The sequence below is a fragment of the Micromonospora sp. DT31 genome, assembly GCF_049841795.1.
Taxonomy (GTDB): domain Bacteria; phylum Actinomycetota; class Actinomycetes; order Mycobacteriales; family Micromonosporaceae; genus Micromonospora.
Genome location: NZ_JBNCKZ010000003.1, coordinates 262,866 through 285,228, shown reverse-complemented (window position 1 = coordinate 285,228; position 22,363 = coordinate 262,866). Strand labels below are relative to the sequence as shown.

At 73.1% G+C, this 22,363-nt stretch carries 18 protein-coding genes; 12 read left to right on the top strand and 6 right to left on the bottom strand.

What is annotated here, in order from left to right; translation table 11 throughout:
- The first annotated feature begins 62 nt into the window (after positions 1–62).
- From ACLQ2X_RS07745 to ACLQ2X_RS07735, 3 genes are all read left to right on the top strand, one after another.
- Positions 63–767: an ANTAR domain-containing protein gene (locus ACLQ2X_RS07745; RefSeq protein ID WP_425680268.1), complete on the top strand. Its 705-nt coding sequence runs from the start codon at positions 63–65 to the stop codon at positions 765–767.
- A gap of 74 nt (positions 768–841) precedes the next feature.
- Positions 842–1,798, top strand: coding sequence for an ATP-binding cassette domain-containing protein (locus ACLQ2X_RS07740; protein WP_425680267.1), 957 nt, complete (start codon positions 842–844; stop codon positions 1,796–1,798).
- Positions 1,795–2,589: an ABC transporter permease gene (locus tag ACLQ2X_RS07735; RefSeq protein WP_425680266.1), complete on the top strand. Its 795-nt coding sequence runs from the start codon at positions 1,795–1,797 to the stop codon at positions 2,587–2,589. Before ACLQ2X_RS07740 ends, ACLQ2X_RS07735 begins: the two co-directional genes overlap by 4 nt.
- Here the strand turns inward: ACLQ2X_RS07735 and ACLQ2X_RS07730 are convergent.
- Positions 2,531–5,773, bottom strand: coding sequence for an ATP-binding protein (locus ACLQ2X_RS07730; protein ID WP_425680265.1), 3,243 nt, complete (start codon positions 5,771–5,773; stop codon positions 2,531–2,533). The two genes, ACLQ2X_RS07735 and ACLQ2X_RS07730, sit on opposite strands and share 59 nt — an antisense overlap.
- 297 nt (positions 5,774–6,070) lie before the next feature.
- Between ACLQ2X_RS07730 and kdpF the strand changes: the two genes are divergently transcribed.
- The 9 genes from kdpF (at position 6,071) to ACLQ2X_RS07685 (ending at position 16,797) form a co-directional block, all read left to right on the top strand.
- Positions 6,071–6,160, top strand: a complete 90-nt coding sequence (kdpF, locus tag ACLQ2X_RS07725) for a K(+)-transporting ATPase subunit F (RefSeq protein WP_425680264.1) — start codon at positions 6,071–6,073, stop codon at positions 6,158–6,160.
- Positions 6,160–7,815 (top strand): potassium-transporting ATPase subunit KdpA, encoded by a 1,656-nt coding sequence (kdpA, locus tag ACLQ2X_RS07720; RefSeq protein ID WP_425680263.1) that lies wholly within the window; start codon positions 6,160–6,162, stop codon positions 7,813–7,815. The genes kdpF and kdpA overlap by 1 nt, the downstream gene beginning before the upstream one ends.
- 20 nt (positions 7,816–7,835) lie before the next feature.
- Positions 7,836–10,025 carry a potassium-transporting ATPase subunit KdpB gene (gene kdpB, locus ACLQ2X_RS07715; protein WP_425680262.1) on the top strand — a complete coding sequence of 730 codons (2,190 nt, stop codon included), beginning with the start codon at positions 7,836–7,838 and terminating at the stop codon, positions 10,023–10,025.
- Positions 10,025–10,906 (top strand): potassium-transporting ATPase subunit C, encoded by an 882-nt coding sequence (locus ACLQ2X_RS07710; RefSeq protein WP_425680261.1) that lies wholly within the window; start codon positions 10,025–10,027, stop codon positions 10,904–10,906. Before kdpB ends, ACLQ2X_RS07710 begins: the two co-directional genes overlap by 1 nt.
- Positions 10,907–10,987: 81 nt before the next feature.
- Positions 10,988–13,534: a DUF4118 domain-containing protein gene (locus ACLQ2X_RS07705; RefSeq protein WP_425680402.1), complete on the top strand. Its 2,547-nt coding sequence runs from the start codon at positions 10,988–10,990 to the stop codon at positions 13,532–13,534.
- Positions 13,531–14,211 carry a response regulator gene (locus tag ACLQ2X_RS07700; protein ID WP_425680260.1) on the top strand — a complete coding sequence of 227 codons (681 nt, stop codon included), beginning with the start codon at positions 13,531–13,533 and terminating at the stop codon, positions 14,209–14,211. The genes ACLQ2X_RS07705 and ACLQ2X_RS07700 overlap by 4 nt, the downstream gene beginning before the upstream one ends.
- Before the next feature lie 58 nt (positions 14,212–14,269).
- The gene (locus tag ACLQ2X_RS07695; protein WP_425680259.1) at positions 14,270–15,385 is read left to right on the top strand and encodes a magnesium and cobalt transport protein CorA; all 1,116 of its coding nucleotides are present in this window, start codon (positions 14,270–14,272) and stop codon (positions 15,383–15,385) included.
- 72 nt (positions 15,386–15,457) lie between these two features.
- Complete coding sequence (locus tag ACLQ2X_RS07690) at positions 15,458–16,432, top strand: ion transporter (RefSeq protein WP_425680258.1); 975 nt, start codon at positions 15,458–15,460, stop codon at positions 16,430–16,432.
- Positions 16,433–16,527: 95 nt separating this feature from the next.
- Positions 16,528–16,797, top strand: coding sequence for a GlsB/YeaQ/YmgE family stress response membrane protein (locus tag ACLQ2X_RS07685; RefSeq protein ID WP_425680257.1), 270 nt, complete (start codon positions 16,528–16,530; stop codon positions 16,795–16,797).
- A 65-nt stretch (positions 16,798–16,862) separates the two neighbouring features.
- On the opposite strand, the gene ACLQ2X_RS07680 is transcribed toward ACLQ2X_RS07685, so the two are convergent.
- From ACLQ2X_RS07680 to ACLQ2X_RS07660, 5 genes are all read right to left on the bottom strand, one after another.
- Positions 16,863–18,440, bottom strand: a complete 1,578-nt coding sequence (locus ACLQ2X_RS07680) for a mucoidy inhibitor MuiA family protein (RefSeq protein ID WP_425680256.1) — start codon at positions 18,438–18,440, stop codon at positions 16,863–16,865.
- A gap of 97 nt (positions 18,441–18,537) precedes the next feature.
- Entirely contained in the window at positions 18,538–18,966 is a 429-nt protein-coding gene (locus ACLQ2X_RS07675) for a hypothetical protein (RefSeq protein WP_425680255.1), read from the bottom strand.
- A 111-nt stretch (positions 18,967–19,077) separates the two neighbouring features.
- Positions 19,078–19,911 (bottom strand): hypothetical protein, encoded by an 834-nt coding sequence (locus tag ACLQ2X_RS07670; RefSeq protein WP_425680254.1) that lies wholly within the window; start codon positions 19,909–19,911, stop codon positions 19,078–19,080.
- Positions 19,912–19,968: 57 nt separating this feature from the next.
- Positions 19,969–21,054 carry a family 43 glycosylhydrolase gene (locus tag ACLQ2X_RS07665; RefSeq protein ID WP_425680253.1) on the bottom strand — a complete coding sequence of 362 codons (1,086 nt, stop codon included), beginning with the start codon at positions 21,052–21,054 and terminating at the stop codon, positions 19,969–19,971.
- A 73-nt stretch (positions 21,055–21,127) separates the two neighbouring features.
- A complete protein-coding gene (locus tag ACLQ2X_RS07660) occupies positions 21,128–22,285 on the bottom strand; it encodes a peptidoglycan DD-metalloendopeptidase family protein (protein WP_425680252.1) in 1,158 nt (385 codons plus the stop codon).
- Positions 22,286–22,363: the final 78 nt, after the last annotated feature.

The following is a 22,363-nucleotide window of genomic DNA, read 5'->3' as shown; positions in this document are numbered from 1 at the left end:
AGGCCGCCGGGGTAGGTTTGTCGATGCTCGACGTCCCACCGCCGGCCGACAAGGAGCCGTCCATGACAGCCCCGCACGCGGACCCCGGCGCAGCCCTCGCCGAGCTGAGCCGGATCCGGCTCGACGAGACGGACCTGGAGGACGTGCTGGGCCGCGTCGCCGAACTGGCGAACCAGACCGTCCCGGGCAGCGCCCACGTCACCGTCACCATCGCCCAGGGCGGCCACAACCAGAGCGCCGCCTGCACCAGCGACCTGGCGCGCAAACTCGACGAGTGGCAGTACCGGCAGGAGCGGGGCCCCTGCCTCGACGCCTCCGCCAGCGCGGCCAGCCTCTCGCTGCCCGACCTGGTCGCCGAGGAACGCTGGCCGGAGTGGGCGGCGCTGGCCCGCGAGGCCGGCATCGGCAGCTCCCTGTCGATCGGCCTGCCGATCCAGGAGGCGGTCACCGGCGCGCTCAACCTGTACGGCGTCACCCCGGGCGCCTTCGACCGCGAAGCGATCCGGATCGCGGAGAGCTTCGCCGCTTACGCCGCCGTCGCCCTGGCCAACGCCCACCTCTACGACAGCACCGCGACGCTGGCCCGGCAGATGCGCGAGGCGATGCGGAGCCGGGCCGTCATCGAGCAGGCCAAGGGCATCCTCATGGGCCAGCGGCGGTGCTCGGCCGACGAGGCGTTCGCGCTGCTGTCGAAGCTCTCGCAGGACTCCAACCGCAAGGTGCGCGAGGTCGCCGAGGCGCTGGTCGCCAAGGCCGCCAACCGCTGACCGCCGGGCCGCGCCCGGAGGGCGTGAAACCGTGGTGAAACCGGGCCGAGCCCGGTAGCCGCCACGGTCGGTGCATGACGACGACAACCCCCGGCGCGATGATCGAGGCGACCGGGCTGCGCAAGGCGTACCGGAAACAGGTGGTGCTCGACGGCGTCGACCTTCGGGTCCCCGAGGCCACGGTCTTCGCCCTGCTCGGGCCGAACGGCGCCGGCAAGACCACCGCCGTGCAGATCCTGTCCACGCTGATCCGCGCCGACGGCGGCACCGTGCGGGTCGCCGGTCACGACCTGACCGCCGAGCCGGACCGGGTACGTGCCGCGATCGGCGTGACCGGCCAGTTCTCCGCCGTCGACGCGCTGCTCACCGGCGCGGAGAACCTCAAACTGATGACCGACCTGCGGCACCTGGGCCGGGCCGCCGGACGGCGGGTCGTCGACGACCTGCTGGCCCGCTTCGAGCTGACCGACGCGGCGGACAAGGCGGTGGCGGCGTACTCGGGTGGGATGAAGCGCCGGCTGGACCTGGCGATGACGCTTGTCGGCAACCCCCGGCTGATCTTCCTGGACGAGCCGACCGCCGGTCTGGACCCGCGCAGCCGCCGGACCATGTGGCAGATCGTCCGCGACCTGGTGGCCGACGGCGTCACCGTGTTCCTCACCACCCAGTACCTGGACGAGGCCGACCAGCTGGCCGACCGGGTCGCCCTGCTCGACGGCGGTCACCTGGTCGCCGAGGGCAGCCCGGCCGAGCTGAAGCGGCGGGTACCGGGCGGACACGTACGCCTGCACTTCACCGACCCGACGCAGCTGGCCGCGGCGGCCGGGCTGTTCCCGGCGGCCACCCGGCACGACGAGGACCTGACGCTGCGGGTGGCCGGCGACGGGCGGGTCAGCGGGGTGCGGGACCTGCTCGACCGGCTCGACGCCGCCGGTGTCGCGGTCGAGTCGCTCAGCCTGCACACCCCTGACCTCGACGATGTCTTCCTGGCCCTCACCGGCCGCCCGACCGAGGAGAAGGTGACCGCATGAGCACGCTCGCCCACACCGTCGCCGACTCGGCAACCATGCTGCGTCGCAATCTGAAGCACGCGGTGCGCTACCCGTCGCTGACGTTCACGGTGATCGCCCTGCCGGTGGTCTTCCTGCTGCTGTTCGTCTACGTCTTCGGCGGCACCCTCGGCAACGGCCTCGGCGCGATGGCCGGAGGGCGATCCGCGTACGCCGACTACGTGACCCCCGGCATCCTGTTGCTCGCCATGGCCGGCGCGGCGCAGGGCACCGCCATCGCGGTGGCCATGGACATGACCGAGGGCATCGTGGCCCGCTTCCGCACCATGTCCATCGCCCGCGCGGCGGTGCTCACCGGCCACGTCGTCGGCGCGGTGACGCAGACGTTGCTCGGACTGGTGGTGGTGGTCGGGGTGGCGCTGCTCGTCGGTTTCCGGCCGGACGCCGGCCCGATGCGGTGGCTCGCCGCCGTCGGGCTGCTCACCCTCACCGCGTTCGCGATCACCTGGCTGTCGGTGGCGCTGGGCATGGTGCCCAAGAGCGTGGAGAGCGCCAGCAACCTGCCCATGCCCCTGATGTTGCTGCCGTTCCTGGGCAGCGGGTTCGTGCCGACCGAAACGATGCCCGGGTGGCTCGGCTGGTTCGCCGAGCACCAACCGTTCACCCCGATCATGGAGACGCTGCGCGGGCTGCTCCTGGCCGGTCCGGTCGATGGCGGCGACGCGCTCGCGGCGGTGGCCTGGTGTTCCGGCATCAGCCTGCTCGGCTACCTGTGGGCGCGCCGGTCGTACAACCGGGACCCGTCCCGCTGATCTGCGCCAGGGCCGCGAGCCGAAGCTCGTCGTGGTCGAGGGCGGCGTACGAGGCGCGAGCCGTGTCGTACGCCGCCCGGTCGGCGTCCCGCGCCGCCCGCCGGGCCGCCGCCGAGGACATGGTGGGTTGGAAGTTGCGCAGGTAGCCGAGGTGTTCGGCGAGCGCGACCAGCCGGGCGCCGGACGCACCGGCAGCCGGATCGCCGGTGCGCCGGGCCCGGTCCAGCTCGGCCAGGGCGTTGGCGAGCAGCAGCGACCCGTGGATCGGCAGCTGCACGACGAACCCGGGCGCGTCGACGATCGGGTCGGCCAGCAGCGCCGCGCACCTGTCGCGCAGCGCGTCGGCGAGCCCCGGCACCAGGTGCAGCCGGCCGTGCCGGGCGTGCGCGGCCAGGGCAGCGGCGCGGATCTCCAGGTGCCACGGCGCGTCGCCGGGCGGACCGGACCAGACGAACGGGTCGGTCGGCTGCCGCAACCTGTCCAGCGCCTCCCGCCAGCCGGCCAACCCGGCGTCGACGTCGCCCCGGGCCAGCGCGAACTCGGCCCGAATGCAGTGATCGTAGACCCGCATTCCGTACTGGTCGTCCTCGACGGGCGGGGCGTCGTACCGGCCGTCGAGGCTGTCGGCGGTGGCCAGCCGCAGCCAGCGTTCCGCCTCGTCGACCTCACCGAGCGCCAGGTTGACCAGGACCAGGCTCCAGCGGATCTGGAACCGGTCACGCGCCGGGCCGGACTCGGCGAGCAGGTCCAACGCGGCGGTCAGGTTGTCCCGGGCCTCGGCCGCGCGTTCGGCCTGCATGCACAGTTCGCCGACCCGCGAGTGGGCCAGCACCCGCAGCCACCGCAGCGGCTGGTGCGCCAGTACGTCGCGCATCCGCCGGGCCGTGTCGAGCGCGTCGTCCGGCCGCCCGGCCTGCTCCGACAGGTAGCTGGCCAGGCAGTTCGCCACCGCCGCGACAAGCGGCTCGGGGTGCGTGCGCAGGGTCGCGAGCACGGACGCGTCGGCGCTGATCTCGGGGAACGCGCCCAGCACCACGGCCATCGCCCCGACCACTGTGTCCGGTGGTGGCGGCGGCAGCCGGCGCAGCACCACGAGCGAGCGGGTCGCCCGGCGTCCGACGATCATCAGGGTGTGCGCCAGGCCGAGCACGGCGACGGTACGGGTCGGCACGACGAACTCCGCCGCCGGCCGGTAGTGGGACAGCAGGAACTCCGTGTCGGCGACAAGCGTGAGCATCCGGGTGTAGCTGGTGTCCACCGTCCACACCGCGGCCAGCGCGGCGGCGACGGCGACCACGGTGGGCGCGTCGGACCGGGCCAGCGCCAGGCGCAGCGCCACGACCAGGTTGTCCTGCTCGGCCCGGATCGCCGCCACGGCGACGAACGGGTCGGCGTCGGCAAGCGCGTGGTGACCGCCCAGGCCGAACTCGCGCGCCCAGGCGAGGAAGGCCGTCACCACCGCCTCGGTCTCGCCGGCCTCGGCGCGGCGGGCCGCGCCGAACTCCCGCACCGTCTCCAACATCAGGAACCGGATCGCCTCCGGCGTCTCCTCCACCCGCAGCAGCGACTGGTCGACCAGATGCTCCAACACCGGCAGCGCGTCGCCGCCGAGCACCCGGTCCGCCGCCGCCGCGTCGAACCCGGCGGGGAACACCGACAGTGCCCGCAGCGCCGTCCGCCCTTCCGGCCGCAACAGGTTCCAGCTCCAGTCGACCACCGCGTGCAGCGTGTGGTGCCGCGGCGGCGCGTCCCGCGGGCCGCCGCGCAACAGCCCGAACCGGTCGTCCAGGCGGCGGGCCAGCTCCGGCACGCTCATCGCCCGGACCCGGGCGGCGGCCAGCTCGATCGCCAACGGCATCCCGTCCAGATGCCGGCACACCTCGGCCACCTCGTCGGCCGGCAGCACAACGCCCGGCCGGGCGGCGCGGGCCCGCTGGGTGAACAGCTCCACCGCCGTGGGCGGCGGCAGCTCCGGCAGCGGGTGCACCGCCTCCGAGGTCAACCCCAACGGGGTACGGCTGGTCGCCAGCACCCGCAGCTCCCGGGTCGCCGCCACCAACGCGCCCACGAGTGCGGCGACGCCCCGTACCACCTGCTCGCAGTTGTCCAGCACCAACAGCACCGGCCCCGGGCCGAGCGCCGCCACGATCGCGGCGACCGGGTCGGCGGGCACCGGCAGCGCGGCCACCGGACCGGCCACCGGCTCGCCGACGCCCAGCGCCGACGCCACCGCGCCCGGCACGTCGGTGTCCGCGTCGACCGAGCCGAGCACGACCAGGCGTACGCCGCGCTGCGGCGCGCGCCGGGCCACCGCGTACGCGAGCCGGGTCTTGCCCAGCCCGCCCGGACCGACGACGGACACCACCCGGGAAGCGGCCAGCAGGGCTTCCACCGCGTTCAGGTCGTCGTCGCGGCCGAGCAGCGGGTTCGGCTCGTACGGGATGCCGGGCCGGGTCACCCGGCTCTCCCCGTCCAGCAGTTCCCGGTGCAGCTCCCGCAGCGTCGGACCCGGATCGGCGCCCAGTTCCTCGCGCAGCGCGCGACGGTGGTCCTCGTACCGGGCCAGGGCCGCCGGCCGGCCGCTGACCACCGCCTCGCCGCGCAGCAGTTCGACGAGCAACTCCTCGTCGTGTGGCGCCTCGGCGGCAAGCGCGGTGAGCGCGGGCAGCGCCTCCGCGTACCGGCCGAGGCGGGACAACGCGACCGCCTGCGCCCGGCGCAGCGCCCGGTACGTCGCCGCCCGGTCGGCGCGCAACGCCGCGAGCGGGTCACCGACGCCCGCGTCGTCGTCCGGTGGGCCGCCCCAGTACGCCAGCCCCGCCTCCGCCTCGGCCAGGGCGGCCGCGTGTTCGCCGGCCCGGCCGTGCCGGGCGGCCGTCGCGGCGTGGCGCAGCACCGCCGCCGCGTCGACCTGACCGTCGGTGAGCGTCAGTCGGTAGCCGGTGGCGGTCCGCACGATCAGGTCGGCGCCCAGTTCGGCGCGTGCCCGGGAGACCAGGATCTGCAACGCCTTCACCGGATGTTGGGGCGGATCGTCCGGCCACAGCCCGTCGACGAGCGCGCCGGTGCGGCAACCCGCGCCGAGCCGACCGGCGAGCAGCGCGAGCAGTCCGCGCAGCCGCGCCCCGCCGACCGGCACGCCCCGGCAGGCCACGTCGGACAGCAGGGTCAGTTCGGCCGTCACCCGCACAGCGTAGGCGGCGTACCGCCGGGCGTGGTCGCCGCGACGGTGGCCGGCGGTGGTCACGGGCGGCCGCGCCGTGAAAAGCGCGTCAAGAAACCACGGCCCGGCGTGATGGTCGCGTTATAGCCCCTGTCCGACGGCCCCGACCTGGCGTTTTGATTGCCCGGCGCGGCCGGTGGGCGGTCGCGCGGACAACGTCCGGTAGGAGAGGTAAGCCGTGTCCGACGTGCTGTTCGTGTTGCTGACGGTGGGGCTGTTCGTGGCTCTCGCCCTCGTGGTGCGGGGTGTGGAGAAGCTGTGAACGTCGTCAACGCCGTCGGCTTGGTGCTGGCGATCGGCCTGGGTGTGTTCCTGGTCGTCGCCCTGCTGTTCCCGGAGCGTTTCTGATGAGTACGACGACAGCCGGCGTGCTCTTCGTCCTCTCGCTCGTGGTGGCGCTTGTCGCCGTCCACCGGCCGTTCGGCGACCACATGTACCGGGTGGTCACCGGCACCCGGTCGTCCCGGGTGGAGCGGGGGATCTACCGCCTGGTCGGGGTCGACCCGGCCGCCGAGCAGACCTGGGGCGTGTACGCCCGCAGCGTGCTGGCCTTCTCGGCCGTCTCCCTGCTGTTCCTGTACGCGTTGCAACGCGTACAGGACAAGCTGTGGCTCTCGCTGGGTTTCGACCCGGTGGTGCCGCACGGCGCGTGGAACACCGCCGTGTCGTTCGTGACCAACACGAACTGGCAGTGGTACTCGGGTGAGTCGACCATGGGGCACCTGGTGCAGATGGCCGGTCTGGCCGTGCAGAACTTCGTCTCGGCCGCGGTGGGCATCGCCGTCGCGGTGGCGCTGGTCCGGGGTTTCGCTCGTAGCCGCACCGGCGAACTGGGCAACTTCTGGGTCGACCTGACCCGGGTCACGCTGCGGATCCTGCTGCCGGTGGCGGTGCTCGGGGCGTTCGTGCTGATGCTCGGCGGGGTGGTGCAGAACCTTTCCGGCGGCACCGACGTGACCACGCTCACCGGCGGCACCCAGACGATCACCGGCGGGCCGGTGGCCAGCCAGGAGGTCATCAAGGAACTGGGCACCAACGGCGGCGGCTTCTACAACGCCAACAGCGCCCACCCGTTCGAGAACCCGACCGCGTGGACGAACTGGTTGGAGATCTTCCTGATCCTGGTGATCCCGTTCAGCCTGCCCCGGGTCTTCGGCCGGATGGTGGGGCAGGCCCGGCAGGGCTACGCGATCGTCGCCGTGATGGCGATTCTCGCACTGGCCAGCGTCGCCCTCACCAACGTGTTCGAGCTGACCGGCCACGGCACGGTGCCGCAGGCGGTCGGCGCGGCCCTCGAAGGCAAGGAGGTCCGCTTCGACGTGTCGAACTCGGCCACGTTCGCGGCGGCCACCACGCTCACCTCCACCGGGGCGGTCAACTCGTTCCACGACTCGTACACCGCCCTGGGCGGGATGATGACGATGGTCAACATGATGCTCGGCGAGGTCGCGCCGGGCGGCGTCGGCGCCGGCCTGTACGGGCTGCTGATCCTCGCCGTGATCACGGTGTTCGTCGCCGGTCTGATGGTCGGCCGCACGCCGGAGTACCTGGGCCGGAAGATCGGGGCCCGCGAGATCAAGTTCGCCTCGCTGTACTTCCTCGTCACCCCGGCGCTGGTGCTCACCGGAACCGCCGCCGCGTTCGCCACCGGCAACGCCTCGACCGCGCTCAACGTCGGCCCGCACGGGCTGTCCGAAGTGCTCTACGCGTTCACCTCGGCGAGCAACAACAACGGCTCCGCGTTCGCCGGCATCACCGTGAACACGCCGTGGTGGAACACCGCGCTGGGGCTGTGCATGCTGCTCGGCCGGTTCCTGCCGATCATCTTCGTGCTCGCGTTGGCCGGTTCGCTGGCCCGCCAGCAGCCCACCCCCGCCTCCGAGGGCACCCTGCCGACCCACCGGCCGCTGTTCGTCGGCATGGTCGTCGGCGTGACCGTGGTCCTCGTCGCGCTGACCTTCCTGCCCGCGCTCGCGCTCGGCCCGCTGGCCGAAGGGCTGTGACCACCGTGAGGGACAAGGACATGACCGCACCGCTGGACACTCTCGACGCGCCGGCCGCCGACGCGACGCCGCCCGCCGCGCCGGCCCGCCCGGGCAACCGGGTCGGTGGCGGGCTGCTCGACCCGCGCCTGTTGCTCGCGTCGCTGCCCGACGCGCTGCGCAAGCTCGACCCGCGCCGGATGTGGCGCAACCCGGTGATGCTGATCGTCGAGATCGGCGCGCTCTTCACCACCGTGCTCGCGGTGGCCGACCCGTCCGTGTTCGCCGTCTCGATCACCGTCTGGCTCTGGCTCACCGTGCTCTTCGCCAACCTGGCCGAGGCCGTCGCCGAAGGGCGCGGCAAGGCGCAGGCCGACACGCTGCGGCGGGCCCGGCAGGACACCATCGCCACCCGCCTGGTCGGCTGGCGGCCCGGCGCGCCGGCCGACAGTTGGCGGGACGAGGCGGTGCCCGCGCCCCAGCTGCGCCAGGGCGATGTCGTGCTGGTCGAGGCGGGACAGGTCATCCCCGGCGACGGTGACGTGGTCGAGGGCATCGCCAGCGTCGACGAGTCGGCGATCACCGGCGAGTCCGCCCCGGTGATCCGGGAGTCCGGCGGCGACCGCAGCGCGGTCACCGGCGGCACCCGGGTGCTCTCCGACCGGATCGTCGTCCAGATCACCCAGAAACCCGGCGAGAGCTTCGTCGACCGGATGATCGCCCTGGTGGAGGGCGCGAACCGGCAGAAGACGCCGAACGAGATCGCGCTCACCATCCTGCTGGCCGCGCTGACGATCATCTTCCTGCTCGCGGTGGTCACGCTCCAGCCCATGGCGATCTTCGCCAAGGGCTACCAGGCCGCCGCCCCGGACAGCGCGGCGATCACCGACTCGGGCGTCACAGGCGTGGTGCTGGTCTCCCTGCTGGTCTGCCTCATCCCGACCACCATCGGCGCACTGCTGTCGGCGATCGGCATCGCCGGCATGGACCGGCTCGTGCAGCGCAACGTGCTGGCGATGAGTGGCCGGGCGGTCGAGGCGGCCGGCGACGTCAACACCCTGCTGCTGGACAAGACCGGCACCATCACGTTGGGCAACCGGCAGGCCGCCAAGTTCCTGCCGGTGACCGGCGTGGACGCGGCCACGCTCGCCGACGCGGCCCAACTGTCCAGCCTGGCCGACGAGACACCCGAGGGCCGCTCGGTGGTGGTGCTGGCGAAGAACGAATTCGGCCTGCGGGAACGCGAACCCGGCCTGATCCCGCACGCCACCTTCGTACCGTTCACCGCGCAAACCCGGATGAGCGGCGTCGACCTCGACACCGGTGGCGGGACCCGGCGCATCCGCAAGGGCGCCGCCGCCGCGGTGCTGACCTGGGTACGGGAGAACGGCGGGCACCCCGCCGCGCGGGTCGGCGAGCTGGTCGACGAGATCAGCGGCACCGGCGGCACGCCGCTGGTGGTGGCCGAGCACACCACCGGCTGCCCGGCCCGGGCGCTGGGCGTCATCCACCTCAAGGACGTCGTCAAGGACGGCATGCGGGAACGCTTCGCCGAGATGCGCCGGATGGGCATCCGCACCGTGATGATCACCGGCGACAACCCGCGTACCGCCCGGGCCATCGCCGACGAGGCCGGTGTGGACGACTTTCTCGCCGAGGCCACCCCGGAGGACAAGCTCGCACTCATCCGCAAGGAGCAGGCGGGCGGCCGGCTGGTGGCGATGACCGGCGACGGCACCAACGACGCGCCCGCACTCGCCCAGGCGGACGTCGGCGTGGCCATGAACACCGGCACGTCGGCCGCGAAGGAGGCCGGCAACATGGTCGACCTCGACTCCGACCCGACCAAACTGATCGAGATCGTCGAGATCGGCAAGCAGCTGCTGATCACCCGGGGCGCGCTGACCACGTTCAGCATCGCCAACGACATCGCCAAGTACTTCGCGATCATCCCGGCCATGTTCGCCGGCATCTATCCGAGCCTGGACACGCTGAACGTCATGCGGCTGTCCAGCCCCACCTCGGCGATCCTGTCCGCGGTCGTCTTCAACGCCCTGGTGATCGTCGCGCTCATCCCGCTGGCCCTGCGCGGTGTGCGCTACCGCCCGGCCAGCGCGTCGGCGCTGCTACGCCGCAACCTCCTGCTCTACGGCCTCGGCGGCATCGTGGTGCCGTTCGTCGGCATCAAGCTCGTCGACCTGCTCGTCCAGTTCATCCCGGGGGTCTCCTGATGCGCCTGCCCAACTGGCTCTCCCCGCACCTGGCCGCCCTGCGCGCGGTGCTCGTGTTCACCGTCCTGCTCGGGCTGGCGTACCCGCTCGCCCTGGTCGCCGTGGGCCGGCTGCCCGGCCTCGACGGCCGGGCCGACGGCTCCCTGGCCACCGCCGGCGGCCGGACGGTGGGCAGCGTGCTGATCGGGCAGTCGTTCACCGACGCCGACGGCAACGCCGTACCCCGCTACTTCCAGTCCCGCCCGTCCGCCGCCGGTGACGGCTACGACCCGAGGGCGACGGCCGCCGGCAACCTCGGCCCGGAGAGCGTGGTCGACGCGCTCACCGGCGACCCGGAGACCTCGACGCAGAGCCTGCTCACCCAGGTCTGCGCGCGCAGCAGGGCGATCGGTGAGCGCGAGGGCGTGGACGGGCGACGCCCTTACTGCACGCCGGACGGGGTGGGGGCGGTGCTGGCGGTGTTCCGCGCCGACGGGCTCACCGGCCGGGTCACCCGGGTGGTGAGCGTCAACCAGGCCGCGCCCGCGACGCCGTTCGTGACCACCTGGGCGGGGGTGGCGGTGGAGGTGGGCCGGCCCGGTCACGACTACGTGGCCGAGGGCGGCGTCGTCACCCCGGTCCGCGGCGACGCGCCCGCCGAACCGGCCGTGCCCGCCGACGCGGTCACCGCCGGCGGCAGCGGCCTCGACCCGCACATCTCCCCGGCGTACGCGCATATCCAGGTGGGCCGGGTGGCGCGGGAGCGCGGCGCGGACCCGGCGGCGGTGCGGCGGCTGGTCGCGGAGCACACCACCGGTCGGGTGCTCGGGTTCATGGGTGGGCCGGCGGTGAACGTGCTGAAACTCAACCTCGCGCTGGACGAGGCGTTCCCGGCGCGCTGACGGAAGTGTTAAGAAGGGCCCCCTCCACCTCACGAGGCGTTAACAGGGGGCCCTTCCTTGCACTCAGGGAGGATGGACGCTGTGGGTCGGGGTGAACTGCGGATCTACCTCGGGGCGGCCCCCGGGGTCGGCAAGACGTACGCCATGCTCGAAGAGGCCCGCCGCCGCGCCGAACGCGGCACCGACGTGGTCGTCGGCCTGGTCGAGACGCACGGCCGCCCGCACACCGCCCGGATGATCGGCGACCTGGAGGTGGTGCCGCGCCGGCCGATGACCTACCGGGGTGTCGGGTTCACCGAGATGGACCTCGACGCGGTGCTGGCCCGCCGGCCCGAGGTGGTCGTGGTGGACGAACTGGCGCACACGAACGTCCCCGGCTGCCGGCACGAGAAGCGCTGGCAGGACGTGCGGGAACTGCTCGACGCCGGGATCAGCGTCCTCTCCACGGTCAACATCCAGCACCTGGAGTCGCTCAACGACGTGATCACCCAGATCACCGGCACCACCCAGCGGGAGACCGTGCCGGACCAGGTGGTCCGGGCCGCCGAGCAGGTCGAACTGGTGGACATGACGCCGGAGGCGCTGCGCCGTCGGATGGCACACGGCAACATCTACCGGCCCGACCGGATCGACGCCGCGTTGGGCAACTACTTCCGGATCGGCAACCTCACCGCGCTGCGCGAACTGGCGCTGCTCTGGCTCGCCGACAAGGTCGACGAGCAGCTCGACGCGTACCGGGCCCAGCAGGGCATCTCCGACACCTGGGAGGCGCGGGAACGGGTGGTGGTCGCCCTCACCGGCGGCCCGGAGGGCGAGACGCTCGTCCGCCGGGCCGCCCGGATCGCCGCCCGCAGCAAGGGCGCCGACCTGCTCGCCGTGCACGTGACCCGCAGCGACGGCCTGGCCGGCGCCGACCCGGCCCAACTCGCCCGCCAACGGGTGCTGGTGGAGAGCCTCGGCGGCACCTACCACCAGGTGCTCGGCACCGACATCCCGGCGGCCCTGCTCGACTTCGCCCGGGGCGTCAACGCCACCCAACTCGTGCTCGGCGCGAGCCGCCGCGGCCGGTTCGCCCAGGTGCTCGCCCGGGGCGTCGGGGTGACCACCACCGCGCTGTCCGGGCCGATCGACGTGCACCTGGTCACCCACCCGCAGGCGGGACGCGGACGCCGAGCGGGCGCCGTGCCCGCAGCGCTGTCCCGGCGCCGCCGGCTGCTCGGGTACGCGCTCGCCGTACTCGGCATGCCCCTGCTGACGGTGCTGCTGCTCGCGCTGCCCGACCTCACCCTGACCAACGACATCCTGCTGTTCCTCACCTGCGTGGTCGGGGTGGCGCTGGTCGGCGGGCTGTGGCCGGCGCTGGTCGCCGCGCTCGGCGGTTCGCTGCTGCTCAACTGGTTCTTCACCCCGCCGTTCCGCACGCTCACCATCGCCGAGGGGGACAACCTGCTCGCCCTCGGCGTGTTCGTCGGCGTCGCCATCGCGGTGAGCGGGGTGGTCGACGTGGCCGCCCGGCGTACCCGGGAGGCCGCGCGGGCCTCCGCCGACGCGCAGACCCTGGCCGCCGTCGCCGGCAGCGTGCTGCGCGGCGAACGACCGCTGCCCGCGCTGCTGGACCGGCTGCGGGAGACGTTCGGGCTGCGCGCGGTCAGCGTGCTGGAACTGACCGCCGACGCGCGGGGCCGGCCCGACCGGGCCCGGGAGGAGGGCGCCTGGCGCGTGGTGGCCGGCGTCGGCGACCGGCCGCCGGGCAGCCCCAGCGCCGGCGAGACCGTGGTGCCGGTCGACGACCGACTCGCCGTGGTGCTCGCCGGCCGGCGTCTGGAGGCCGCCGACCGGCGGGTGGTCGAGGCGTTCGCGGCGCAGGCGGCCGTCGCGCTGCGCCAGGAACGGCTGGCCGAGGAGGCGGCCACCGCCCGCCCGCTGGCCGCCGCCGACCGGATGCGCACCGCGCTGCTCGCCGCGGTCAGCCACGACCTGCGTACGCCGCTGGCCTCGGCCAAGGCCGCGGTGAGCAGCCTGCGCAGCCCCGACGTGGAGTTCGACGCCGACGACCGGGAGGAACTGCTGGCCACCGCCGACGAGTCGCTGGACCGGCTGGGTCGGCTGGTGGCGAACCTGCTCGACATGAGCCGGTTGCAGGCCGGCGCGCTCGGCGTCACCACCGCCGCGATCGGGCTGGAGGACGCCGTACCCAGGGCGTTGGACGAGTTGGGCCCGGCGGCGGCCGAGGTGGGCACGGACATCCCGGCGGACCTGCCGGCGGCGCTGGCCGACCCGGGCCTGCTGGAGCGGGTGTTGGTCAACATCGTCGCCAACGCGCTGCGGTACAGCCCGCCGGGGAGGCCGCCGACGATCACCGCGAGCGCGCACGCCGGCCAGGTGGAGCTGCGGGTGATCGACACCGGTCCGGGCATCCCGGCCGACCAGTGGGAGCACGTCTTCCTGCCGTTCCAACGCCTCGGTGACCGGGACAACCAGACCGGCGTCGGCCTCGGGCTGGCGCTGTCCCGAGGGCTTGCCGAGGCGATGGGTGGCAGCATCAGCCCGGAGACCACGCCCGGCGGTGGTCTGACCATGGTGCTGCGCCTGCCGGCCGCCACACAGGGGGAGGGCCCACCGCGATGACCCGCGTCCTGGTCGTCGATGACGAGCCGCAGATCCTGCGGGCGCTGCGGATCAACCTGCGGGCCCGAGGCTACGACGTGGAGGTGGCCGACAGCGGCGTCGCCGCGCTGAAAGCCGCCGCCGGCCGCCCGCCCGACCTGGTGGTGCTCGACCTCGGCCTGCCCGACCTGGACGGCACCGAGATCATCCGGGGCCTGCGCGGCTGGACCGCCGTGCCGATCATCGTGCTCTCCGGCCGGGCCGGCAGCGAGGACAAGGTGGCCGCGCTGGACGCGGGCGCTGACGACTACGTGACCAAGCCGTTCGGGATGGACGAGCTGCTCGCCCGCATCCGCGCGGTGACCCGCCGCCTCGCCCCGGCCACCCCTGCCGTGCCGGCCCTGCGGATCGGCCGGAACACCGTCGACCTGGCCGATCGGACCGTCACCGGCGACGACGGCGTCGAGGTGAAGCTCACCCCCACCCAGTGGGCGATGCTGGAGAAGCTGCTGCGCAACCCCGGCAAGCTGGTCAGCCAGCGCCAGCTGCTGCACGAGGTGTGGGGGCCGGAATACCACCACGAGACCAACTATCTGCGGCAGTACATGGCCCAGCTGCGCCGCAAGTTGGAGGACGACCCGGCCCGGCCCCGGCACCTGATCACCGAGCCGGGGATGGGCTACCGCTACCGCCCCTGAGGTTTGCGCCGCCGCCCGCCGGGGACTCGCCGAGCCGGCCGAGCAGCGGGGGAGGGGCATGGCGGACGACCGGTTCGCGACGCCGCCGGACGGGTTCGGCCGGCGCCTCAACGAGCACGCCGTCGACGCCGGCCCGGCGGGGTCGGAACGGCCCGCCGCCCTGGTGGACAGCGGCGTCTACGTCGGCGGGGTCCGCCGGGCGTCGCCGGTCAGCCTCGCCGACACGTTCCGCTGCCTGCAACAGCTCGACGGTGGCATGGCCTGGATCGGGCTCCGCCAGCCCAGCGCGGAGCAGATCGCCTCGCTGGCCGACGCGTTCCAACTGCCCGACCTGGCCGTCGAGGACGCGATCAACGCCCACCAGCGGCCGAAGCTGGAACGGTACGGCGACACCCTGTTCGTGGTGCTGCGCGCCGCCCGCTACCTGGACGCCCGGGAGGCGGTCGAGTTCGCCGAACTGCACCTGTTCCTCGGCCCCGGCTTCGTGATCACGATGCGGCACGGCGGCACACCCGACCTGGCCACGGTGCGGCGGCGGCTGGAAGCGGAGCCGGCGGTGCTCGCGCTCGGCCCGGAGGCGGTGCTGCACGCGGTGCTCGACCGGGTGGTCGACGGCTACGCGCCGGTGGTTGCCGGGCTGGAGAACGACATCGACGAGATCGAGACGGAGGTGTTCGGCGGCGACCCGAACGCCAGCCGTCGCATCTACGAGCTGAGCCGGGAGGTGATCCAGTTCCAGCGCGCCGCCCGCCCGCTGCTCAAGGTCGTCGATGCGCTCCGCGACGGCTTCCACAGGTACGGCACCGACGAGGAGCTGTGCCGCCGGCTGCGCGACGTGGCCGACCACCTCACCCAGGTGGTGGAACGGGTGGACGCGTTCCGGCACCTCCTCCAGAACATCCTCACCGTCAACGCCACCCTGGTCTCGCAGGCGCAGAACGAGGAGATGCGCAGCCTGACCGCGGCCAGCTTCGAACAGAACGAGGAGATCAAGCGGGTCTCCGCCTGGGCGGCCATCCTGTTCGCGCCCACCCTGATCGGCACCGTCTACGGGATGAACTTCACCCACATGCCGGAGCTGGACTGGCGGTACGGCTACCTGTTCGCGGTGACGTTGATGCTCGCGGTCTGCGGCGCGCTCTACCTGCTGTTCAAACGCCGCGGCTGGCTGTGATCAACCTGGCTGTGGGAACCAATAGGGTTGCGGCATGGCTCCTCCCCGTCGTCCGCACGTTGCCGGGAACGCGTGTCGCGGGGGGAAACGCTGATCGGGGACACGGTGCCGGCGCCGCGCGGCGGGCGCCGGCGGAGCGACGGAAGGCACGGCCTGGCGGGCCACTGTGCCCGGATCGTCGCGTCCCGGCCGTTCGAGGTGGCGATCGTGGCGCTCATCATGGCCAACGGGGTGGTGCTGGGCGTCGAGACGTACCCGAACCTGGGCGCCGCCGAGCCGGTGCTGCGGTGGACGGAGTGGACGTTCCGGGCGGTCTTCGTCGTGGAGATCACCATTCGGGTGCTCGCGTACGGCCGCCGCCCGCAGGACTTCTTCCGGCACGGCTGGAACGTCTTCGACCTGCTGGTGACCGCGGCCATCTTCGTACCGGGCCTGCACGGCGACTCGGCGGTGCTGCGGTTCATCCGGGTCGCCCGGGTGCTGCGGCTGGTCCGCTTCTCGCCCGGCCTGCGTACCATCGTCGCGGCGCTGTGGCGCAGCCTGCCCGGCGTGGCCGGTTTCCTCGCGCTGGCCGCCGTCACGCTCTACGTGTACGGCATGGCCGGCTGGCTGATCTTCGGTGACCGCTATCCCGAGGAGTACGGCGACATCGGCCGCTCGCTTGTCACGCTGTTCGTGCTGCTGTCCCTGGAGACGCTGCCCGACCTGCTGGAACAGGGTCTGGCCGTGTCGCCGTGGACGCTGCTCTACTACGTCAGCTTCGTGATGATCGCGGTCAACCTGCTGCTGAACATCCTCATCGCGGTCATCGTCAACTCGATGGAGGAGGCCCGCCGCCTGGAGATGACCGAAGGGCTGTCCCCGGACTACGACTCCGACGGCGACGGGATTCCGGACGAGGTGGACCGGATCGCGATCAGCCGCCGCCTGGACGACCTGCGGATGGTGGTCGCCGAGTTGGAGCGGGAGTTGCGCATCGACCGGGAGGACCCGCCGGGTGCGCCCCGCCGCCGGCAGCCCGCCGAGCCTGACCCGTTCCGGTCATGACAGTTCCGTGACGAAAGAAGCAACCACGTTTCGCCCGGTGGTTGATCCGGGCAACTAGTGCCCGTCAACACCTCCGACGGAAAAGGACGGCTCTCGTGGAAGTCACGGGTTTCTTCACCGCGATCGTCATCGGCCTCATCATCGGTGCGCTCGGTCGTCTGGTCGTGCCGGGCAAGCAGAACATCCCGATCTGGCTCACCCTGCTCATCGGTGTGGTCGCCGCGATCCTGGGCACCCTGGTGGCCGGCGCGTTCGGCGTCGACGACACCGGCGGCGTCGACTGGATCGAACTGGCGCTCCAGGTGGTCTTCGCCGCGATCGGCGTCGCCATCTTCGCCGGGATGTACGGCCGCCGTCGGGTCTGAGGCATGCGGCGAGGGCCCTTCCGGTGCGAATCGCGCCAGGAAGGGCCCTCGCCGCACATCCGCGGCTACTCCCGCCAGCCGGCCAGCTCGACCCCCTTGGCCGCCTCCACCCGGAAGCCCAGGGTGATCTCGCCGCTGTCGCCCGGCGCGAGCGCCAGCCGCCAGGTCAGCTCGCCCAGCTCGGTACGCTCGGCCGGCGGCGGGGCCACCGTCGTCTCGCGCACCACCACCGCCTCGTCCCGTGACACCGGCACCTGGTCGCGCACCTCGACGCTCGCCGACCGGGGTGTGTGGTTGGCGACGGTGATCCGATACTCCACCTCCCGCCGCCGGGTCGACCCGAGCGTCGCCCTGGTCTCCGCGCGCCGGTGCAGTTTCCGCTCCACCCGCAGCCGGTCGTCCACACCGAGCGCCAGCTCGGTCTCCTCGCCCGGCGCCCAGGTGGCCAGCCGGGTGGCCGCCACGAAGTCCGCGCCGTGGAACACCGCCGCCGGGCCGGGGAGCAGCGTGTGGTCCGACGTGTTGCGTACGGTGGCCCGCAGGTGCGCCTCGGCGGCGCGCACCGGCACGGCCACGTGGTCCAGCCGGGCCGGCAGGTCCAGCACGGCGACGGTCACGCGGTGGGTGCTCCCGTCCGCCGGCACCGCCACCGGCCGCGCCGGCCGGTAGGTCGCCGCCACCGCCCCCTGTTCCACCTCGGCGACGCTCTCCCGCACCTTCGGTCGGGGCGCGCCGGGCCGCGCCGCGGCGGGTGGTGCGCCGCCGGGCGCCGGGGGCGGCGGCATGGCGCCGAACGCCGCCGCCGATCCGGCCATCGGCGGTGCCGGCCGCCGCCGGTCGAGATACCAGGGCGACAGTTCGGGTACGCCTGTCGTCGCCGCCGGCCGGGCGGTGGACAGCTGGAGGTCGCACTCCGGCCAGTCCTCTCCGGTGTCCTGGCTGACCAGCCCGAACCAGGTGACGGTCAGGGTGTCCCCGACCAGGCGCAGGTCGTAGGAGGGTTGCCAGCGGGCACCGTCCACCAGGTAGGTCAACTCCAGCTCCATCTCGCCGTCGGCCTGCACCGCGACGGACACCTCGGCGGCCAACCGGTCCGGCTCACGCTTGCCGCGCGCCGCGCCCAGCTCACGGTCGACCGCGGCCAGGCCCTCCGCCAGCTCGACGCGCCGCCGGGCCAGGCCGCGCCGCCGGGCCCGTGACTCGGCGAGCTGACCGGCCACCGACTCGGTGAAGGTCGCCACGTCGGTCGGGCCCGCGTCGCCGGAGGCCAACGCCCGGGCGTATGTGCCGCCGGCCCGCTCGGCCAACCGGGTGAGGAACTGGCCGCGCTGCTCCTCGATGCCGTCGGCGTCCTCGACCTCGGCCAGCTCGTCGGCCAGCTCCCGGCGCCGGTGCTCCAGACCGACGACCTGCGCGTCGGTGCTGCGGGCCTGCCGCCAGGCGGTCACGTCGACCCCGAGCACGGTGACCGCGCCCCGACCACCCACCCGGATCGAGTCCCGGCGCAGGCCCAGGGGGAGCGGGGCGACGCGTACCCGATGGTCACCGGCGGTCAGGCGGATGCCGCCACGGCGGGTGACCCGGGCGCGGTCCGGGTAGACGGTTACGGCGACGACCGGGGCATCGATCTCCAGAGTGTCCACGGCGGCGAGGGTAGTTCAGGCGTGCCGCCCGCCGTGGCCCGCTGACGTCGGGTGGGACCGTGGGCGGGGTCCGGTGACGTGCCGCGGCGGCCAACCGTCAACGGCGGACGGCGGCAAGCGCTCCGGCGACGACGGTGCCGAATCCGATCGCCATGAGTGGCAGCCCCGTCCCGACGGACAGGTTACCGACCCAGTCGACGCCGCTGCGTTCCGGCAGCGCCACCAGGCTCACCGCGACCACGGCACCGGCGAGGAACATCCCGGCCGTGGCCGCGCCGGCCGCGATCAGGGCCAGCCGCATCGCCCGACCGGCCCAGACACTGGCGCCGACGGCGATCAGAAGGAACACCACGACCCACCAGGTCCAGCCGCCCCCGGCCTCCAGATAGGTCCAGCCCGAATACCACCAGTGGTGGCGCCTGCTGACACGGAACCAGGGAACCAGGTAGCCGAACAGTGCGGTGACGGTGCCGATCAGGAGCAGCGTGTCGGGAGCCGGCCGATACCAGGGGTGGGAGTCGTCCATGGGTCAGGAACCTAACAGCCCTGGTCAACGGCGGGTGGGGCGCCGTCCGCCGGCGTCCCACCCGCCGTGCCCGGCGTCCAGTCGGATGCCGGGCACGTGCGTAAGGGTCGATCAGGCGCGGCGGAGCTGGAGCACCGCCACCCGGGCGTCGTGGCCGTCCACGTCCATGGGGACGACCTTGCGGCGAAGGAGCTTGATCTGCACCCCGTTGGTGCCCTGGAGCCAGCCGATCTGGTCGATGCCGGAGGCGAAGGCCCGTGTCTCCTTCGCCGGGAAGAGCTTCGGCATCGGGTCGCGGTTGGTGTCACCGGTCCAGATCACCGGATAGCCACGCCCGTTCCAGCTGGCGATCCGGTCGTGGAGGATGTCGAAGTGGCGGGCCCACCGGTCCCTGCGCCACGCCTCCTCCGGATCGGTTTTGCCGTTGAAGGCCCCCGCGACGAAATGCGTGTTGAGGACGGCGAACTGGAGGGCCGCGTCGTCGTTCGCGGCCAGGAGCACCTCGGAGATGACGCGGTTCGGCGAGACACCCGCCCTGCCCTCGTGGACGGGCGTGACGTCGGTGCCAAGCACGTCGTACACCCGGGGCACGGAGATGGGTACGCGGTGCCCGCCGTCGCTCAGGTGCACGTTGCGGTAGCGCGGGCCGAACTGGCCGTTGATCCAGCCCTTCTCCTTCGTGTCGCCGTCTCCCTCGCCGATCTCCTGCCAGCCGACGAGGGGAAGGTCCTCGGGGCCGGTCAGGCGCAGGGCGTTGCGGACGGCGGTGATCGCGGTCTTGCGCTGGCTGAGGTTGGCGCGGCCGATGTTGGCCGTGACGACACCGAGGGTGCGCCAGGCGGTCGCCGCGCCGGCCGGTGCGCCGAAGGTGAGCGCACCGCTGGCGCCGGCGAGGGCGACGCCACCGGCGAGGCCGAGGGCCCGCCGTCTGCTTATCGGATTCATCTCATCCTTTCTGCTGGGTTGCGGTGTGTCTGGCCGCGCGAGGTGCGGGATCCTCCGCTAGGAGACGAGGAATCCGCCGGAGGGGCGGGTCAGCACGCCGGTCATCGGGAACCGGGAGGTGCCGTCCCACCAGTGCCAGACCACGCGGGCGGTGCCGTCGGCGGCCTGGAAGACGTCCATTCCGCCGGGGCCCTGGTGGTCGCCGGGCAGGCCCCGGATCGGGTTCAGCCCGGCCGCGCCGGTGAAGCCGAAGAAGGGCCGGCTGGCACCGTCACGGATGGGCTTGCAGCGGGAGCCGGGCAGCGGCGTGGTGCCGCAGTCCGCGATGCCTGTGGCGTACCGGGCGCTGTCCCAGTTGTTGCCCGAGTACATCAGGTACCACCTGTCGTCGGCGGCCTTGAACATCGACGGGTTCTCGACCACGTGGGTGCCGTCGCCGTTGGTCTTGGCGGTGTCCCAGGTGATGTCGGTGCTCTTGAGCATGTCCCGTCGGGTGCTCCAGATCGCGCGGCCCTCGGCGTCGGTCCGGACGGTGGAGATGCCGGTCTCCGCACCGCTGGCGATGGCGTCGTCGCGGTAGGTGACGTACAGGTTCCCGCCGGCCGTGAAGGGGTTCGCGTCGATCGCCCACCGACCGGCGTCGGGGCAGGCCCATTCGCCCTGGTTCTGGAAGGGGCCGCGGGCGCTCGTGGCGATGGCCCGCCCGATGCACTTCTGACCGGAGCCCTTGCGGGTCGCCGTGTAGAACATGAAGAACCGGTCGCCGAAGCGCGCGACACCGGGTGCCCACACCGCCCCGCCCGGCTCCGCCCAGCCACCCGGGCCGGACGGAAGGGCGTCGTGCGACGCGCAGTTGGACATGCCCACGCTGTTGCCGGAACCGTGGACGAGGACGGGCACGTACAGCTCGCCGGTGGCGCCGCAGCGCTCACCCTTGCCGGCGCGCATGGTGGTGCCGTAGGTGACGTACGAGCCGTCCTTCGCCAGCAGGGTGTCCGGGTCGGCCAGCGGGAAGGTGGACGAGCTCGCCAGGGTGGAGAAGTCGCCCTCGGGTGCCGCACCGGCGGGCAGCGCCGCCGTGGTCGCGACCAGTGCGGCCGCCGCGACAGCGACGATCGCCGCGCCCGCTCGGAAAGATCTCATCGGTCAGTCCTTCTGCGAATTGGATGTGTGGTGATCGGCGCGGGCCGGCCGGAGCGCCCGGATGGGGTCACGGTCAGCACCAGCCGTTGATCGGTCCGTTGACGCCTGTGGAGAGGTAGGCGTCGGACACCCAGCTGCCGTCGGTGAGCCGGTCCCACAGCGCGGTGGTGCCGTACCGGCCGGTGTGCGAGCTGCCGCTGGCGGAGCAGGAGATGGTGACGGTGGCCCCGTCGGCGAGTGAGCCGAGCGCCCCGTATCCCGATCCGGGGCCGGAGCGCCGGGTCAGCGAGCCGCCGCCGTTGGCGTCGACGACGCCCTGATTGAAGCCGAGCGCGCCGTAGTTGTAGAGGCCGCCGCCCACGCCGACGTAGGCGGAACCGTGCCGGGCACCGCCCTGGTAGGCGGCTCCGCCGACGATGTCCCACTTGCCGATGCCGTGCCCGGCGATCGGGACGTAGGCGGAGTTCTGCCGCAGCCCGAAGTGCACGTGCCGGCCGGTGGCGGAGCCGCCGCAGGTGACGTCGGTGCCGGTGTAGCCGAGGTACGCGCCCTGGCCCACGGCGGCACCGTTGACGGAGATGCTGCTCCACAGGTGGTAGTAGTCGGTCGAGTAGCCCCGGTCGTGGATGACGCGGATCCATCCGGTGCACATCGTGTAGGCGGTCCCGGCCCGTGCGGCGCGGACCACCTGGTCGCCGCCGGAGAGGTCGATGGAACTCAACGGCGCGCCGCCGCCCCAGCCGTGTGGCCCGCCGGTGAGCGTCCACGTCTGCCCGACGGCGAACGGCAGTGCCATGCCGGTCCGGTAGTCACCTCCGGCGTACATCGGGGTGACGGGCGTGGTGAGCACGGCCTTCTCGTTTCCGCTCACCAGGGGTGACGCGGCGGCCAGATCGCCGAACGACGCCTCGCCATCGAAGGCGACCGTCCAGCCCTTGGCGTCGGACCGGGCGAGGAACACCGAGCCGGTGGGGTGCGCGTCCGCGGACCGGTCCGCGAGCAGGACTGCGGTGCCAAAGGCCCACCGGCCCTCGGTCCGGGTGACGGTGACCCGGGTTCGGTCCGCGCCGGCCCCTCGGGCGGTGGCCGTGCCGGCCTGGCCGAGGAGCTTCGCGGTCACCGCGTCGGTGACCGGCACCGGCGCCGGGCGGGGTGCGGCCGCGGCAGGTGTTGGTACCAGGGCCGATGCGCCGATCGCCGCCAGCGCACAGGAGAACATGAACCGTCGCATGGAGCCTCCTATCGACAACCATCACTATTACTGGGAGGTTATCGAAGGGTGTGAAAGTTGTCTACATCCTCGGGTGTG